Raw genomic sequence first — 16869 nt, 5'->3', positions numbered from 1 at the left:
GGAGCGCCAGTATAGTCAGCGCCCGTAATTGACTGAAATGAATTAAAATCATCAAAGGTATAGTTTCGAGGAATAGTCATGGACATACGCACGCTGCGTTACTTTGTCGAAGTGGTCCGCCAGCAGAGTTTTACCCGCGCCGCGGAGAAGCTCTTTGTTACCCAGCCCACCATCAGCAAAATGCTGAAAAACCTCGAAGATGAACTCAACTGTACCCTGCTGATCCGCGACGGGCGCAAGCTGCTGCTGACCGACACAGGCCGCGTGGTGTTTGAGCGCGGGCTGGCGATCCTGGCGGAGTTTCGCCAGCTGGAGGCCGAGCTTGGCGACATCAACCACCTGAACAAGGGCATACTGCGCCTCGGTATCCCGCCAATGGTAGGAATGATGATGGCGGGCCCTATCGGCCTGTTTCGCCAGCGTTATCCCGGCGTGGAGCTAAAAATTTCTGAATTTGGCGGCTTAACCGTCCAGCAGGCGGTGATCAACGGCGAGCTGGATCTGGCCATGACCGCCCTGCCGGTGGAAGAGGATAGCGGTCTGACGGCGCTGCCGCTGTTCAGCCATCCGCTCTGTGTGCTGGTGCCGCGCTCCGGCAGCTGGCTGTCGCTCGACGCCATCAACCCTGAACTCCTCGCCGAGCATCCGCTGCTGATCTACAACGAAGATTTTGCCCTCAGCCGCCAGCTGATGCAGCTGTTCAACCAGCACGGCGTTAAGCCGCGTATCGCGGTGCGCAGCGGGCAGTGGGACTTTCTGGCCGCCATGGTGCAGGCGGGGGTGGGAATTGCCATCCTGCCGCAGCCCATCTGCGAACGGCTGGATAAAAAGACCCTGCGCTGGATCCCGCTCCAGAGCGATCTGCACTGGCAGCTGGGGATGATCTGGCGGGAAGGGGTCTATCTGTCGCACAGCGCTCAGGCGTGGTTGAAATGTTGTGAAGGGTTTTGGGTGGGAGAATAGCGCCGGGTGGCGGCGTCGCCTTACCCGGCCTACGGTTTACCAGGCCCGGTAAGCGCAGCGCCACCGGGCAATCAACCATTACGGCTTCTCAACCAACAGGGCTTCCATCAGATCGAGATCGTGCAGCAGTTTTTGCAGCGTCTCGTTGCTGATCTCCCGGGTGGCGCGCAGATGATAAAGCTCCGCACGTTCGGCGCGCAGCGCGGCCAGGCGGAAGCGACGCTCCAGGTTCTCTTCCTGCAGCGAGCTCTCTACGTCATTTCGGCCATCCGCACGGCGGCGCAGGTTACCAATGACCCGCGAGCTCACCTCTTTCAGCAGCTGCGTATCGAGGTTCTCTTCGGTATCGGCCGCCAGGCGCTCTTCCATCTTCTGGATGGTGACAATCGCCACTTCCGCGGTGGCCGCCCGGGCGATACGCGCCTCTTTATGCTGCTGGACGTGATCGCCCACCTCCATATGTTGCAGCAGGATGGGCAGCATCACCACGCCGACAAACAGCGAGAACAAGATCACCCCGGCGGCCAGGAACACCAGCTCGTAGCGGGCCGGGAAGACATCGCCGGTCGGCAACAGCAGCGGAATGGAGAGCACACCGGCCAGGGTGATCGCCCCGCGCACGCCCGCAAAGGTGGAAATCAGCAGTTCACGGGTCGTCCAGGAGCCAAACTCCATCGGTTTATTTTTCAGGAAGCGGACGCTGAATTTTTTCATCGTCCACAGCCAGCCGAAACGCACCAGCATCAGCGCGGAATAAATCAGCACGATATCGGTAAAGAGCATCCAGGTGTCGACGTTCGGGTCAGCCTCTGCCGCCACCAGCGAAGACTCAAGAATGCCCGGCAGCTGCAGGCCCAACAGCAGGAAGACCATGCCGTTAAAGACAAACTCCAGCATCGACCAGGTGCTGTTGGCACGCAGGCGCATCGCCAGCGGCGCGGTACGCATCACGCCGGAACGGGTGATGGTCATCCCCGCGGCCACCGCCGCCAGAATGCCCGACACGCCAATGTGCTCGGCAATCAGATAAGAGGCGAATGGCAGCAGGAACAGCAGTACGATCTGCGTGGCGGGTTCATCACCGCCCCAGCGGCTGAGGAAGCGCAGCGAACGGCCATACAGCCAGCTCACCACAAACCCGGCGAGGATACCGCCAATCGCCACTTTCAAGAACTCTACGGTGGCGCCGCCGACGGTAAAAATCATGGTGCCCATCGCCACGGCAACGGCAAACTTCAGGGCCACCAGACCGGAGGCGTCGTTCATTAGCGCCTCACCCTGCAGGATGCCCATGATTTTTTTCGGCATGCGCCCTTCACCGACGATGCCGGAGAGCGCCACGGCATCCGTTGGCGACAGCACCGCCGCCAGTGCAAAGGCTGGTATCAGCGGGATCCCCGGCACCACCCAGTAGATGAGAAAACCGATCCCCATGACGGTGATAACCACCAGCGCCAGCGCCAGACCCAGGATCTCGCGCCCGTGCTCAAGAAACTCGCGCGTGGGCGTTTTCCAGCCGTCGGCAAAAAGCAAAGGAGGAATAAACAGCACCAGAAACAGTTCCGGATCAAACTCGACATGCAATCCGAACGTCGGCCAGGCCAGCAGAGCACCGATGGCAATCTGCATGAGCGGCAGCGGTAGCTGAAAGGGCAGTACGCGGGTAACTACCCCGGAAAGTGAGACCACAAGGGTCATGATGAGTATTGTGAAGAAAATTTCCATGCGTTCCCTGTTTGCGATAATTCTGTTCGTTTAGGCCACTGGCATCGTGCCTTAATGTACCTTTCCCAGAGTAACGCATAAGACAACGAGATGTGTCCTGAAAATAAAAACGGGCGGCCTGAGCCACCCGTCTTTTTACGCCGCATATGGCTTAGATAGCCCAGCCGCCCGCGTAGAAGACCACCAGCGCGACGGCAATCACAACCGTACCGATGTTCAGTTTACGCCATTCGCCTGAGACGATACGGCCAATCACCAGCGAGGCAAAACCAATCATGATGCCGGTAACAATGTTACAGGTCAGCACGATAAATACCGCGGTGATAAGGCCGGACATTGCGTCGACGAAATCGGCAAAATCAATCTTCGCCACGTTGCTCAGCATCAGCAGACCCACATACATCAGCGCAGGGGCGGTGGCGTAAGCCGGCACCAGATACGAGAGCGGCGCGAGGAACAGGATCAGCAGGAACAGCACGCCGATGGTGATCGCCGTCAGACCGGTTTTACCGCCTGCCGCCGTACCCGCCGCCGATTCGATATACACCGCAGCAGGTGCCGCCCCGACCAGACCCGAGAAGACGCTGCTCAGGGAGTCGGTGGTCAGCGCTTTGCCGCCGTCGATAATCTGGCCATCTTTATCCAGCAGGTTCGCCTGACCGGCTACCGCGCGGATGGTACCGGTGGCATCGAAGACCGCGGTCATCACCAGCGCCAGTACGCTTGGCAGCACGACAGGGTTGAGCGCCCCTACGATATCCAGGCTGCCAATCAACGAGTTGCCGTTTTCGTCACTCAGGGATGGCATGGCGAATACGCCGGAGAAGTGTACGGCAGGATCGAAAATCAGGCCGACAATGGAAACGCCGATGATGGTCAGCAGGATGCCGCCCGGCACTTTCAGTTTTTCCAGACCAATGATCACCGCCAGGCCAATCAGCGACATGATCACCGGGAAGCTGGCGAAATTACCCAGCGCAACCGGCAGACCGTCCAGCGGGTTTTTGATAACCAGACCCACGCCGTTGGCGGCAATCAGCAGCAGGAACAGACCGATACCAATCCCCGTCCCGTGGGCAATGCCCTGCGGCAGGTTGCGCAGGATCCAGCTACGGATACCGGTGGCAGAGATAATGGTAAACAGCACACCCATCAGGAACACGGCGCCCAGCGCAACCGGCACGCTGATCTGCTGACCCAGCACCAGGCTGAACGCGGTAAAAGCGGTCAGCGAGATGGCACAGCCGATCGCCAGCGGCAGGTTAGCCCACAGGCCCATCACGATGGAGCCGACACCGGCAACCAGACAGGTGGCGACAAAGACCGCCGCCGGTGGGAAACCAGCTTTACCCAGCATGCCCGGCACCACGATCACCGAGTAGACCATCGCCAGGAAAGTCGTCAGACCGGCAACGATCTCCTGACGCGCGGTGCTGCCGCGGGCAGAAATTTTAAAAAAGGCGTCGAGTGAACCGCCGGTACGCGCAGATGGCGTAGACATAGAAAACATCCCCTGAAAATTATAATTGTCGTCTGTCAGCGTGACGGACACTCCACGACCCGCTAAACGTCATATCCTTGTGCTGCGTTTATGACAAAAAGGGGAGTCATAAAAAAAGCAAACGTTTAGCTTTGCGCTGACAAAACGGGTGTCGAAATGAAGGCAAACGATTATCCGTCCTCAATGCGGGCATTTTCAACTTAACTTTGACGTTTTTCGCTAAAATGCGTGCGAGGCGGTGAAGAAGTGAACAGAGTATGCGCAAACGTTATCGTGAATGCGCAATTTGATAACAATTTCAGGACCCGCCAGGGATCTCGAACGGCCCGCCCTGCTGGATCGCCCGCTGCCAGGCCGGACGCATTTCGACATTTTTCTTCCAGTTTTGCAGGCGGGGAAGATTATCTATGCCGCCGCGTTCCAGCAGGGCGAAGACCGGAAAGCTCATCTGCACGTCCGCCATGCTGAGATGATCCCCGGCGAACCAACGATGCTTCTCCAGCGAGGACTCCAGAAAGCGGGCATGCGTTTCCAGCTGGCGGTTAAGATAGGCCTTCTCTACCCCCTGCCCCAGCACCTTGCCGAGCGTTCGCAGGCCAAACGGGACGGGCGGTTTACCGAGGCTGGCGAAGACCAGCTTCATCAGCAGCAGCGGCATTAACGAGCCTTCTGCGTAATGGAGCCAGAAACGGTATTGCAGTTTTAGCTCACGCTCCTGCGGCTTCATCTGTCCCCCGGGATCGTAAGTTTCCTGCAAATATTCGAGGATAGCGCCCGATTCCGCCAGGATCAGGCCGTTGTCCTCCAGCACCGGAGATTTTCCCAGCGGGTGGATTTTACGCAGCGTGGCGGGGGCCATCATGGTCTTATCCCGCTGATAACGAACGATCTGGTAAGGCAGCGAGAGCTCTTCCAGCGCCCAGAGCACGCGCTGCGATCGGGACTGATTGAGGTGGTGGACCGTTATCATTGTTATCTCCAGTCAGGCGTATCCACTAACTATAGAAAATTGCACAACCTGGCGAAAAAATTTTGCCGAGTTTTTGCGCGATGAGGCTGGCAAAGCTAAGGCTGCGGCCTAGACTTAAAGTGTCAGCACAAGCCGGAACCTCCACCAGATGCTCGACTGAGGGGTGTTGATGTCGGGGGAAACCCTCCTGTGAACCAGCGGGATAGAGAGAAAGACAAAGACCGGGAATAACTAAAGCGCCCTGTTGTGGCGCTTTAGTTTTTTATATGTCCGGCTAATCCTCTTCCAGCAGCCGCGCGCCGGTACCCTGTTCGCCCAGCTTATCGCCAGGGTTACGCAGCGGGCAGTCGCTGCGCGACAGGCATCCGCAACCAATACATCCATCCAGCTCATCGCGCAGCGCCACCAGAGTGTGAATGCGCCGGTCCAGCTCATCGCGCCACTGGGAAGAGAGGGCCTTCCACTCCTTTGCGCTCAGGGTATGCCCTTCCGGCAGGATGCCAAACGCCTCGCCAATGGTGGCCAGCGGGATGCCAATACGCTGGGCAATCTTAATGATCGCCACATAGCGCAGCACGTCACGGGTATAGCGGCGCTGGTTGCCGGCGTTGCGGATGCTTTTAATTAACCCTTTGCTTTCATAGAAGTGCAGTGCAGAGACCGCCACACCGCTACGCCTTGCCACCTCGCCCGGCGACAGCAGCGGTTTAATCCGCGGTAATTTCTTTTCCATAAAACCTCTTTACCTCAAGTTAACTTGAGGAATTATACTCGCCCGCAGACAAAACGACGAATCAACCGATACAGGTGTATCCAGAGAGAGGCTGCTCTATGTCACATCAACAAATTATTCAGACACTTATTGAATGGATGGATGACCATATCGATCAACCTTTGAGTATTGATGTGGTGGCGAAGAAGTCGGGTTACTCGAAGTGGTACTTACAGAGAATGTTCCGCGCCGTCACGCACCAGACGCTGGGCGAATACATTCGTCAACGCAGATTATTGCTGGCTGCCCAGGCGTTACGCACCACCCAGCGGCCCATTTTTGATATCGCCATGGATCTGGGATATGTCTCCCAGCAGACGTTCTCCCGCGTCTTCCGCCGCGAATTTGATCGCACCCCCAGCGACTATCGCCATCAGCTTAACTAGTGGCTATGAGCAAGGGCTGCCGCGACGGGCTGATGTTGCCAGGTCATGAAATCCTGCGGTGACATCGCCTTGGCAAAGTGCCAGCCCTGGCAATACTGAACGCCGCGCTTGTTCAACCACATCACCTGCTCCACGGTTTCTACCCCTTCCGCGATGGTTTTCAGGCGCAGGCTTTGGGCCATTTCGATAATGTGCTCGACGATGAGATGGCTGGTGCTGTTGGTGGTCAACGTATCGATGAAGGTCTTGTCGATTTTGAGGATATCCACGTTCAGCGAGTAGAGGTTGTGCAGGTTGGAATAGCCGGTACCAAAATCGTCAATCGCCACTTCATATCCCGCCTGGCGAAATGCCTGGATCACCGGCGTGGTCCTGGGAACATCAATGAAACCGCGCTCCGTCACTTCAATTTTGATCTGCTGGGCCCGCACATTATAGTGTCGGGCTTTATCGGTGATCATCGCAATCAGGCGTGAAGAGTGGAAGTCCGTTGCCGAGAGGTTAATGGAGATATAGAGATGCGGGTTACAGGCCAGGAAATGGCCCAGATCGCTGAAGACTTCTTCTACCACATAATCGGTGATGCGTTCGCTCATCCCCTCTTTTTCTGCCAGCGGGATAAACTCTACCGGGCTCATTACCGGACCGTTAAAACCAGGCCAACGCAACAGCGCTTCTGCGCCGACACACGCATTTGTTTTTATGTCGATAATCGGCTGGTAATGCAGGCATAGTTGTCTTTTATTTAATGCCCGGTGCAATAAGCGGCCTGGTGAATTAAATTCGCGTCGCGTCCGCGACCACATCAGTAAAATGATAATACTGCTGATCATGCCCAGCGGCAGGGTTAACGTTGCCTGATAATAGAGAACTTCATAAAAACGCTGATTGGTGGTCGAAACAATCGCGGCAATCGGGCGTTTCTCGGAGCGAACAATAGTGTAAAAACGACCTTCTTTCTGGAATATAGCTTCGTTATCGCCAATCAGCTTTTTTAAGGCATTTTCTTTTGCCTGTTCACTAATGGAGAAAAAGTCGTTGTTCACCGTATCAAATACCCCCCACGCCAGGGAGCGGTCGGATGACATGACTTCGCTATAGGTCAGAGGATTAACCACCACCACATAATTACCGACCTGCATATAGGTCATTTTATATCCCGCATAAAATGGCGTATCGCGGTAATAATAGATAGAGACGTCAGGCGCGCGTTGGTAATTGGCAGCAGAAATTAAATAGGGGTTTTCAGGCGTGCTGGTTGTTGAGCAGAGAAACGCTTTACCTTCGGCGTACAGCAGGTCGGCAATGTAGAGTCGGCCCCGGACAATATTTAACATATATTGTCGGTGATCCGGTGTACAAATATCACCCGAGTATTTTTCAGCCGCCTGACGTGCCAGCTCAACCTGCTGAATAACCAGTTCGGTTTTGTCTAAAGCGAGTGCGGCAAATGAGCGAAGTTGACTGCTTGTTTCGTTGACCGCGCGTTGCTGAGCAAACCATAGCGCAAGCATCACAGGTAGCAAAACTACCATGATAACCCCGACTATCCTCAGCACCTTGTCCCGTGCGTTACGATTCATTTCCGCCCTATTATCCCTGCTTTTTATGTGCCTGTAGTCATGAAGGCCGGATGCTTTGCTAAACAGGTGATTACGTTGCATGAATCATGCGAAGTTAGCAACTGACTTTTAACGCCAATAACCTAATATTGAGTTATGCCGATAATATTTGTCCGTAAGCCAAACTGAAAGTATTCGTTTCGTGTTTATTAAGTTAAATAATTACCGTTCCAGGAAGCCAGGCTCCCGGATAACTCAACAGAAAATCGTCGATTAAGCCAAACTACCTACAGAATGAAAAAAGCGCAACTTCATCATGAAATTTTGTGCTATTTAACCCGTCAGGATGATTGAAGTGATTTATAAATAATCAACCGCGACGATTGTTTTACCTCTTCCGCCGCGCTTGGCATCGTAAAGTGCCTTATCTGCGCTAATGAGTAGCGATGAGGTATCGCGTGGTTTTCCATTCACCTCCACCACGCCCGCACTGAAAGAGAGTGTTAAGGTGCGGCTGCCGACCTTGAGCGGCGTGAGAGAGAGCGCCTGACGGAGTACCATGGAGAGCTGCACCGCCGCGTCACTGCGGGTCTTTGGCAGCAGCAGTAAAAACTCCTCTCCCCCTACCCGGCCCAGCGCTGCCCCCGAGGGGATCACCCTCCGCAGGCAGTCGCAAAAATGCATCAGCGCAGCATCGCCCACCAGATGCCCCCACTTATCATTAATCTGTTTAAAGAAATCCAGGTCGAGCATCATGACAGAGAAGTGGCTATCCGCCTCTTCGCGCTGGCAGGCCTCCAGCGCAGCGCCAATCTGCTGCAGGATGGCAGAGCGATTCAGACAGCGTGTCAGATCGTCGGTGGTCGCCTTCATCTCCAGCTGCTGCTCCGCTTTTTTACGCGCGGTAATATCGAGCCCGATATTGAGGATTGAGCCGTCCGGCAGAGAGATATTCGACCACAGGATGGTCAGCTGAACCCCGTCCCGACGTAGCGGATGCCATTCGTACATATCGTTCAGCGGGGTGGTATTCACCGACTCGTGCACCCGGCGGCGCTCCTCCGGGTCTGGATAAAAGAGCGCCAGCGGATCGGCATGGGCGTTGATCTCCACCATCGTCCAGCCAAACACCTTTTCGCACTCGGCATTCCACAATACGCAGCGGCTATGGCGGTCAAAGGAGTTCATCAGTACCGGCGCCCGCTCAAACAGGGTTTTATACTGGGTGATCACCCGCTGCATCTCTTTTGCCGTGCGCTCACGGGCAACGAGACCGGTCAAATAGTCCTTCAGTTTTTCGACCAGGATCACCACCACCTGTTTCAGCACGGTGATGCTGCTTTGCGGTTGCGCAAAGCCGAGGAAGAAGTAGCCGTTGCAGCGATCCTGTTGCAGCGACAATTTATACAGCACGCCACACTGTAGTTGCCTGTGTCCCGGATGCATGGCAGGAAATAAAAGCGTACCGGTCTTCTCTTTCCAACAGATGACCCGCCATGCGCGGTGGTGACGCTGCAATAACGTGCTGGAAAGAAAGGCTTTAATTTCTGAGGAATGGCAGGTTAATTCACCGACGCTGACTACCTGCTGCTGACCCGCATCGTCCTCCACCATTACCCAGCTGGTCTGGGCGCCAAAGGTATGATTAATCGTCTGCAGAAGATCCGTTAAGGTTTGCTGCGACGATAATTTTGGCATTAATTTAGCTAATGCGTGCAGAGCCCGCGTACTGTCATTTATATTCTCTCGATTTGCTTGCTTCATCGTTTTATTCGTCGCTCATTTAACGAGATAAAAAATGTCGCAACGAATAAATCAGGAGTGAAAGGATACGCAGCCAGCATCTATTATTACGGCTGTCTGACCCTGTCGAAAAAAGATGTGTGTGTAAAATTAAAAGTACAGCAAATAATAACCAGTAAAAGCCTGATTTATTTATTACGGGCTAATTACGTAACCGGATGAAGCATAATCCATAGGTCTGAGGCTGTAAATATTGTACAACCACAGGTTACCTGTACACGTTTTCTTATCTCAATGAATTATCGATAAAGTTACCGCAACCCGAGCAATTAGCTGATTAAAGATATATTCCTGCGGCCCTATAACCATATTAAATAAAGGGTTAAAAAAGGCCATTTTCATGCATTTGCCCACTGGCGAATAAAAGAACAAATGTGATATAGTTCACACATATGATGTAACGCAAAACATCGTTTCATTTTGTCAGTCTGAGCTTGCCGATAGCCAGTTTGCCACGTCCGGGCAACGTCGCGCTATACCCGGCGGCGGATATCTTTGAGGATCGGTCTTATGGCAGCTATTACCACCGGTGTTGTCTTTGCACGCTGGGAATTGTTGAGCGCGGTGCTGATGTTTCTGGCCAGCACCCTGAACGTTCAGTTTAAAAAGTCGGATTACGCAGTACTGGCGGTGATCAGCACCTGTCTGGGTCTGGCGGCGGCATGCTGGTTTGCCACCGGCCTGCTGGGCATCACCCTGCTGGATATGGCCGCGGTCTGGAATAACGTTAAAACGATCATGGTTGAGGCAATGAGCCATACGCCGCCGGACTGGCCAATGATGTACACCTAGTTCCAGCGATAAAAACCAGACCAGGGTCTGGTTTTTTTATGACCATCGCCGGCCTGGTTGTCAGATCGCTAATTCACCTTATTCATTTGCATGCGCTTTGAGCTTATTGATAAACCAGCGTCCGGCCGGGCCTGGAGGGTATTCCCTCAAATGTACGGCGTACATTGAAAATCCCGCGCCAACGTCAGGCTGCATCTGTAAATTCAAAGCGACCAGCCGACCGCTGGCAAGATCTTCCTCAACCATTGGCAAAGGCATATAGCCCCAACCCAGCCCCGCGCGTAAGAATGCATGCTTCGCTCCCATGTCCCCTATACGCCATGTCTTGCCCGACATAACGCCGAAGTTGCGCCCCGCAGTGAGCGTGGAACGATCGGCCAACACCAGTTGCACCTGCTCCTGCACAACCGAACGAAGGAGAGGGCCGGCTATTTTAGCCAGCGGATGATCTGGCGATACCACGGCTACGGCGCCTACGCTGAGAAGATACTCAGCTGCACAACCCGCAGGTAAATCGGGTAGCGAGCCGATTACCGCCACCCGGCAGCTACCGGCCAGTAAAGGCTGAAGTACCCCACCCAACGCCTCCACGTACAGACGCAAGGGCGTAGCAGGAAAGGCCTGCTGAAAGGCTTGCACCGCGGCAGTCAATTTTTCAACAGGAAACATCACATCCACGGATACCACAAGTTCAGGCTCCAGCCCTTCAGCCAGGGTGCGTGCCTTAGCCTTGAACGCGTCCATTCCCGCCGTTGCAATACGCGCTGACTCCAGCAGGGCAAGCCCCGCCTCCGTCAGTCTGGGATAGCGCCCCGTTCGCTCAAACAACGGAAAGCCAACCTGAGACTCAAGGTTCGCCAGCGTCGCGCTGACGACCGACTGCGCCCGCCGTAATTTGCGCCCAGCGGCCGAGAAACTGCCCTCATCAACTGCGGCAATAAACGTACGCAGTTGATCGATAGACATACCGTCAAGCATGTATCGCTCCGTTAGATGGGATCCATCTAATTATATAGGCTACACAGATGGAATGGCGATGATTACTATTTGGTCAGCTTCTCAACCATACATTTAAGGAAACAAGCGATGAAAACAGAAACCGTGGGTATTATTGGCGCTGGCGCCATCGGGCAGGCTTTTGCCAGACAGCTTGTCAATTCCGGGCTGAACGTTATTCTGAGCAATAGCCGTGGCCCCGACAGCCTGGCGGAAGTGGTGAACGCGTTAGGCGACAGGGCTCGCGCGGGTACCGTGCAGCAAGCGGCTGAAGCCGGGATAGTTTTTGTAAGCACCAACTGGAGCAGCACCGAAGCCGCGCTAAGCGGTCTAAGCTGGAGTGGACGTATCCTGATTGATGCCACCAATCCGGTGATTTTACCCGGCTTTACCCTGGCCGAACTGGGTGGAAAAAATTCCAGCCAGGTGATGACGCAGTGGGCACCCGGCGCCCGCGTCGTCAAAGCCTTCAACACGCTTCTGGCCAGCGTGCTGGCGCAGGATCCGGCCCAGGCGGGCGGACGCCGCGTCGTGTTTATCTCTGGAGACGATGCCGGGGCGAAATCCGAAGTGGAAGCATTGGCCGCGCGAATGGGCTTCGCCACTATAGATTTAGGCAGCCTTGAAACGGGTGGTCATCTGCAACAGTTCCCTGGCGGTCCTCTGCCAGCCCTGAACCTGGTAAAACTGGCCTAGTCGATTAACATGACCCAGCGTACTTCCGCAGAGACATTCGAAGAATACATTCCCGGGGAGTTGCAGAAGGAACACCGGGCGCTCTCCTCCCGGGATGTATTTGTCCAAATCCTGACGCGTCGCCAGGTCCAGGAAAAGATTATTATTCCCGCCGTGCCGGAGCCCTTCATTGTGTGGATACTTTCAGGCTGTGCCCTGGTTGAAGAACGCTCCCCGGGAGAAGGGTGGATAGCAAACCCCGTTGTCGCAGGGGATTTTTTTCTCACTACGGCAGATTCGCCCACCGAAATGAGATGGCGAGCCGAGCCAGGCGCGCCGTTCATCGTAATGCACGTCTATATTGGCGTAGCCATGATGCAGGGCGTTGAATTGCGCGAAGTCTCCGGAGAGCGGGACGAAACGCTGTCCGCTTTGCTGGAACATATACGCGCGGAGCTTTACCAGCAAAATCAACCCAGCGGCCCGTTTATTCAGGGTATCGCCCAGGCGCTGGCGGTCCATCTGGCACGTACTTACCGGACCGATGCGAAGCGGCATCGCGGCGGCCTGCAGGCGTTTAAATTACACCGGGTCTTTAAGGCGATGCGTGACGATCTGGCTCAGCCCTTTGACCTGGCGCGGTTGGCCTGTCTGACCGGACTGAGCGAATTCCACTTCAGCCGCGTCTTTAAGCAGTCTACCGGGCTTTCGCCTTCCCACTATTTTATCCGACTGCGGATGGAAGAGGCGCGTCGCCTGCTTTCCGAAACAGATGATTCCATTATCAGTATCTCCCTGACCGTGGGTTACAACAGCCCCAGCCATTTTGCCTCAGCATTTCGCCGGGTAACCGGCATATCGCCTTCAAAATATCGTAGCGATTATCGTCGTAGCAAAATCACGACAGTTTGAGCAATCCGCCGCGCGAAGAGACCGGGTGAAAGAGACATGATTGTTCCGTACTTCAGAGGTTCTTTCTGAAGCGCTGAAATCCATTCACAAGAGGATCAATTATGGAACTCAACGGTAAAACCGCCATCGTGACCGGGGCATCAAGCGGCATCGGTGCTGCTACCGCCAAAAAATTAGCCGCACATGGCGTTAAAGTTGGCCTCGCCGCGCGCCGCCTGGATCGCCTGCAGGCTCTGGTCAGCGAAATTGAGGCTGCTGGCGGTAAAGCCATCGCGCTGGAAATGGATGTGACAGACCAGGCCTCCGTATCTGCAGGCGTGGCGACGTTGCACAAAACCTATGGCCGCATTGATATCGCCTTTAACAATGCCGGGCTGATGCCCATTTCGGACATCGCCAGCCTTAAACTTGAAGAATGGCATCGTATGGTAGACGTCAACATTAAGGGCCTGTTTAATACCGTCGCAGCGGTACTCCCTGTTATGCAGGCCCAGAAATCAGGACATATTATCAATACCTCCTCGATCGCCGGGCGTAAAACTTTTCCGGGACTGGGTGTCTACTGTGCGACCAAACACGCGGTAGCGGCCTTCAGCGATATTTTGCGCATGGAGATATCGCCTGAATTCAATATCCGTGTTACCTCGCTACAGCCTGGCGCGGTTGAAAGCGAGTTATTTGAGCATATCAGTGACGAGAATTACCGCGCCCGGATGGAGCAGTTAAAAGAGCAGATGACATTTCTGAAGTCTGCCGATATCGCTGACGCTATTCTCTACGCGTTACAGGCGCCGGACCATGTGGACGTGGCAGAGCTATTTATTATGCCCACCGAACAGCCATGGTAAAACAAAAAAAGCTGCCCGCCGGGCAGCTTTTTTTTGCAATGCTTATGCAAATTTATTTGGTCAGTTCAGCCGTTACGTAAGCCTTATTATTAAAGCGCGCACTGGTGATTTTATATGACGCACCAGCCTTTTGCGCCTGGACCGCTATTTTTGCTTCCGCGCCATCCAGAGTGGAGTCAACTGCGCTTACCGTCTGTGCCACGCTACAGAATGACATCACAGATAAAGCAATACCTGCCATTAAGCCAGTCATATTTTTCATGTCTGATCTCCTTTAATCGGATCGGTATACGGCTGGATAGCTTTCCAGCGAAACGGAAATACTATCCCCACCTGATTTCAGCGAACGTTTTTTAACAGAATTAAATCTGCCGTAAACAAATGGGACGAATTTACTCAAGACCAGCGTTATTTTTTCATCACGCTTATTTATCAGGCCCTGTTAATAGCGAAACGCGTACAATATTCAGCTTTAATTTGCTGACGCAGTAGGCCTGATGGTTATTTCGGTGGTATCAACATTTTCGGGTGCCTCAATAACCTGCCGCACGGCGCGGGCAATATCAGCGGGTTTGAGCGAAATGGCACGATAGGCGTCCATCGCCGCCATGGTTTCTTTGTGGGTGATGGTCGAAGCCAGTTCGCTTTCTACCACGCCGGGATTAACGCAGGTTACGCGGATATTCGAGCTTTCCTGGCGTAAACCATCCGAAATTGCCCGTACTGCAAATTTTGTGGCGCAATAGACGGCGGCCGTTGGCACAACGGAAAGGGCACCGATAGAGCCAATATTGATAATCTGACCGCTGCCCTGCGCCTCCATAATGGGAAGTACCGCCCCAATTCCCCAGAGAACACCTTTAATATTAACGTCAACGGTACGTTCCCATTCATCCTGTTTCCCCGCCGCAAGGGGTGAAAGCGGCATAATGCCTGCGTTGTTGATTAAAACGTCAACGCGCCCCCACTTTTCGACTGCCGCCTGGACGAAGCCAGCCATCGACTGACGGCTGGTAACATCCAGCTCATGGGCTTCAGCCTGGCCGCCCGTATTGCGGATCTCTGCCGCAATGGCTTCTATGCGATCCAGCCTGCGTGCCCCCAGCAATACCTTCCCGCCAGCATACCCAAGCTCTCTGGCAATACCTTCACCAATACCGCTGGATGCGCCCGTGATTAAGATAACTTTATTCATGATGTGCTCCTTCAGTTGAGTTCAGGAAGATAATAGAACCCTTAGATTGTTTCTTGTATCCTGCTATCACTTGACTCACTGGTTAGCAGATCTAAACAATGAAGGTCGATCTTAATCTCCTGCCTCTTTTTCTCGCGGTCGCCGAGGAGCACAGCTTCAGCGCGGCCGCCGCACGCCTTGGCGTCACCCGGTCGGCAGTCAGCCAGGGTATAAGGCGTCTTGAGGATGCTTTCGAAACCCTGCTTGTCATGCGCACAACGCGTTCGGTAAACCTGACCGAAGCAGGCGAGCGGCTGCGTAACGCCTTATCTTTGCCTTTAGCAAATATCGAAGCGGCCTTTGAAGAGATCGCCCCGGACAGCGCGCCGCGCGGGCTTCTGCGGATTGCGGTAACATCAATAGCCGAAGAGTTTCTTTCTGGCCCCTTGCTCGCCTCCTTTGCGGCAGCGAATCCGGGTGTGACTATTGATATTCTGGTGTCGGATGAGGAGTTCGATATCGTGGCGGCGGGCTATGATGCCGGCGTGAGGCTGGGAGAGGTTATCGAAAAAGATATGATCGCCGTGCCTCTGACGGGGCCGCAGCGGGAAATGGTGGTTGCATCGCCCTCCTGGCTGGCGGCCAACAGCGCCCCCCGACATCCCCGGGAGCTGGTTCGCCATCGCTGTATCGGCTGGCGCCCTTCCCCGGATGTAGCACCCTATCGCTGGGAATTTGAGGAGGCAGGCGTCCCTTTCGATGTGGCCATCGATCCGCAGATCACCACTAACGATCTGCGTCTTATGCTGAACATCGCCCTTGCCGGCGGCGGCATCACTTTTGCTCCTCAGGAGACATTCAGGCCCTATATTGAAAGTGGGCAGCTTGTATCCATACTGGATGATTACCTGCCTGAATTTGCAGGGTTTTATCTTTATTTTCCGCAACGTCGCAATATGGCGCCAAAACTGCGTGCCCTGATCGAGCATATCAGGCAGTGGCGACAGCCGTAACTCACCCTTTCCTGACCCTCAGGTATAAAAAAACCCTGCCAGGCAGGGTTTTTATTTCGTTCTGCAAGAGATCAGAACGGGATGTCGTCATCGAAGTCCATTGGCGGTTCGTTGGACTGCGCTGGCGCAGATGGCTGCTGCGGACGGGACTGTGCGCCGCCGCTGAACTGGTTGCCGCCCTGCGGCTGCTGAGGCTGACCCCAACCGCCCTGCTGCTGCTGGCCGCCGCCTGCTGGCGCGCCACCGCCCTGACGGCCACCCAGCATCTGCATGGTACCGCCAACGTTCACCACCACTTCAGTGGTGTATTTTTCCTGGCCAGACTGATCGGTCCATTTGCGGGTACGCAGCTGGCCTTCGATATAGACCTGAGAACCTTTACGCAGATACTCACCGGCCACCTCGGCCAGTTTGCCAAACAGCACGACGCGGTGCCATTCGGTCTGCTCTTTCATCTCACCGGTCGCTTTATCACGCCAGGATTCGGAGGTAGCCAGCGTAATGTTGGCCACTGCACCACCACTCGGCATATAGCGTACTTCCGGGTCCTGGCCCAGATTACCGACGAGAATCACCTTGTTTACGCCTCTGCTGGCCATGATCGTGTCTCCTGAAAACAATTTCTAAATAGTGTAAACGCGCGAGTGTACCATTTCCATGCCGCATGTTCATAGCTGCGAGGCGGATTCCACCCAACTCTTTTCGTGGTCTATTTTTGCACAACGAATCTGAATTTGCATCTCAATACTGTATATCCAGCCAGGTCAATTTGTGTCA

17 protein-coding genes are annotated in these 16869 nt (G+C 54.6%); 7 read left to right on the top strand and 10 right to left on the bottom strand.

Annotated elements, in window-relative coordinates; translation table 11 throughout:
* Window positions 1-78: 78 nt before the first annotated feature.
* Window positions 79-963: a LysR family transcriptional regulator gene (locus ACOKCT_RS04005; RefSeq protein WP_103177874.1), complete on the top strand. Its 885-nt coding sequence runs from the start codon at window positions 79-81 to the stop codon at window positions 961-963.
* Between the two features lie 78 nt (window positions 964-1041).
* On the opposite strand, the gene ACOKCT_RS04000 is transcribed toward ACOKCT_RS04005, so the two are convergent.
* The 4 genes from ACOKCT_RS04000 to soxR all read right to left on the bottom strand — a co-directional run bounded on the left by ACOKCT_RS04000 (window position 1042) and on the right by soxR (window position 5892).
* Window positions 1042-2688 (bottom strand): Na+/H+ antiporter, encoded by a 1647-nt coding sequence (locus tag ACOKCT_RS04000; protein ID WP_103177873.1) that lies wholly within the window; start codon window positions 2686-2688, stop codon window positions 1042-1044.
* Between the two features lie 151 nt (window positions 2689-2839).
* Complete coding sequence (gene ghxP / locus ACOKCT_RS03995) at window positions 2840-4189, bottom strand: guanine/hypoxanthine transporter GhxP (RefSeq protein ID WP_103177872.1); 1350 nt, start codon at window positions 4187-4189, stop codon at window positions 2840-2842.
* Window positions 4190-4487: 298 nt separating this feature from the next.
* Window positions 4488-5159 carry a glutathione S-transferase family protein gene (locus ACOKCT_RS03990; RefSeq protein ID WP_159340260.1) on the bottom strand — a complete coding sequence of 224 codons (672 nt, stop codon included), beginning with the start codon at window positions 5157-5159 and terminating at the stop codon, window positions 4488-4490.
* Between the two features lie 274 nt (window positions 5160-5433).
* Entirely contained in the window at window positions 5434-5892 is a 459-nt protein-coding gene (gene soxR / locus ACOKCT_RS03985) for a redox-sensitive transcriptional activator SoxR (protein WP_103177870.1), read from the bottom strand.
* A gap of 98 nt (window positions 5893-5990) precedes the next feature.
* Here soxR and soxS point away from each other — a divergent pair, with 98 nt between their 5' ends.
* The gene (soxS, locus tag ACOKCT_RS03980) at window positions 5991-6317 is read left to right on the top strand and encodes a superoxide response transcriptional regulator SoxS (protein ID WP_103177869.1); all 327 of its coding nucleotides are present in this window, start codon (window positions 5991-5993) and stop codon (window positions 6315-6317) included.
* Here soxS and ACOKCT_RS03975 read toward each other — a convergent pair.
* On the bottom strand, window positions 6314-7900 hold the full coding sequence (locus ACOKCT_RS03975; protein WP_159340261.1) for an EAL domain-containing protein: 1587 nt from the start codon (window positions 7898-7900) through the stop codon (window positions 6314-6316). The two genes, soxS and ACOKCT_RS03975, sit on opposite strands and share 4 nt — an antisense overlap.
* Before the next feature lie 339 nt (window positions 7901-8239).
* A complete protein-coding gene (locus ACOKCT_RS03970; RefSeq protein WP_103177867.1) occupies window positions 8240-9643 on the bottom strand; it encodes a sensor domain-containing diguanylate cyclase in 1404 nt (467 codons plus the stop codon).
* A 549-nt stretch (window positions 9644-10192) separates the two neighbouring features.
* Between ACOKCT_RS03970 and ACOKCT_RS03965 the strand changes: the two genes are divergently transcribed.
* On the top strand, window positions 10193-10474 hold the full coding sequence (locus tag ACOKCT_RS03965) for a YjcB family protein (RefSeq protein WP_103177866.1): 282 nt from the start codon (window positions 10193-10195) through the stop codon (window positions 10472-10474).
* A 78-nt stretch (window positions 10475-10552) separates the two neighbouring features.
* Here ACOKCT_RS03965 and ACOKCT_RS03960 read toward each other — a convergent pair whose 3' ends face one another.
* Window positions 10553-11452, bottom strand: a complete 900-nt coding sequence (locus ACOKCT_RS03960; RefSeq protein ID WP_156653731.1) for a LysR family transcriptional regulator — start codon at window positions 11450-11452, stop codon at window positions 10553-10555.
* A 69-nt stretch (window positions 11453-11521) separates the two neighbouring features.
* On the opposite strand from ACOKCT_RS03960, the gene ACOKCT_RS03955 reads away from it, so the two are divergent.
* The 3 genes from ACOKCT_RS03955 to ACOKCT_RS03945 all read left to right on the top strand — a co-directional run bounded on the left by ACOKCT_RS03955 (window position 11522) and on the right by ACOKCT_RS03945 (window position 13905).
* A complete protein-coding gene (locus tag ACOKCT_RS03955; RefSeq protein ID WP_420193183.1) occupies window positions 11522-12166 on the top strand; it encodes an NADPH-dependent F420 reductase in 645 nt (214 codons plus the stop codon).
* Window positions 12167-12175: 9 nt separating this feature from the next.
* Window positions 12176-13057: a helix-turn-helix domain-containing protein gene (locus tag ACOKCT_RS03950; RefSeq protein WP_103177863.1), complete on the top strand. Its 882-nt coding sequence runs from the start codon at window positions 12176-12178 to the stop codon at window positions 13055-13057.
* Between the two features lie 101 nt (window positions 13058-13158).
* Window positions 13159-13905: an SDR family oxidoreductase gene (locus ACOKCT_RS03945; protein ID WP_156653728.1), complete on the top strand. Its 747-nt coding sequence runs from the start codon at window positions 13159-13161 to the stop codon at window positions 13903-13905.
* A gap of 52 nt (window positions 13906-13957) precedes the next feature.
* Here ACOKCT_RS03945 and ACOKCT_RS03940 read toward each other — a convergent pair whose 3' ends face one another.
* Window positions 13958-14167, bottom strand: coding sequence for a DUF1471 domain-containing protein (locus ACOKCT_RS03940; protein WP_159340262.1), 210 nt, complete (start codon window positions 14165-14167; stop codon window positions 13958-13960).
* Window positions 14168-14377: 210 nt separating this feature from the next.
* Complete coding sequence (locus ACOKCT_RS03935) at window positions 14378-15100, bottom strand: SDR family oxidoreductase (protein WP_159340263.1); 723 nt, start codon at window positions 15098-15100, stop codon at window positions 14378-14380.
* A 98-nt stretch (window positions 15101-15198) separates the two neighbouring features.
* Between ACOKCT_RS03935 and ACOKCT_RS03930 the strand changes: the two genes are divergently transcribed.
* Window positions 15199-16092, top strand: coding sequence for a LysR family transcriptional regulator (locus ACOKCT_RS03930; RefSeq protein ID WP_159340264.1), 894 nt, complete (start codon window positions 15199-15201; stop codon window positions 16090-16092).
* Between the two features lie 71 nt (window positions 16093-16163).
* Here ACOKCT_RS03930 and ssb1 read toward each other — a convergent pair whose 3' ends face one another.
* Window positions 16164-16691 carry a single-stranded DNA-binding protein SSB1 gene (gene ssb1 / locus ACOKCT_RS03925; protein WP_103177858.1) on the bottom strand — a complete coding sequence of 176 codons (528 nt, stop codon included), beginning with the start codon at window positions 16689-16691 and terminating at the stop codon, window positions 16164-16166.
* Window positions 16692-16869: the final 178 nt, after the last annotated feature.

It is taken from the genome of Leclercia sp. M-A074-M, assembly GCF_965195605.1.
In the GTDB taxonomy this organism is placed as follows: Bacteria; Pseudomonadota; Gammaproteobacteria; order Enterobacterales; family Enterobacteriaceae; genus Enterobacter.
Note: the sequence above shows the minus strand (reverse complement) of the source record. Positions and strands in the feature narration are given on the sequence as shown.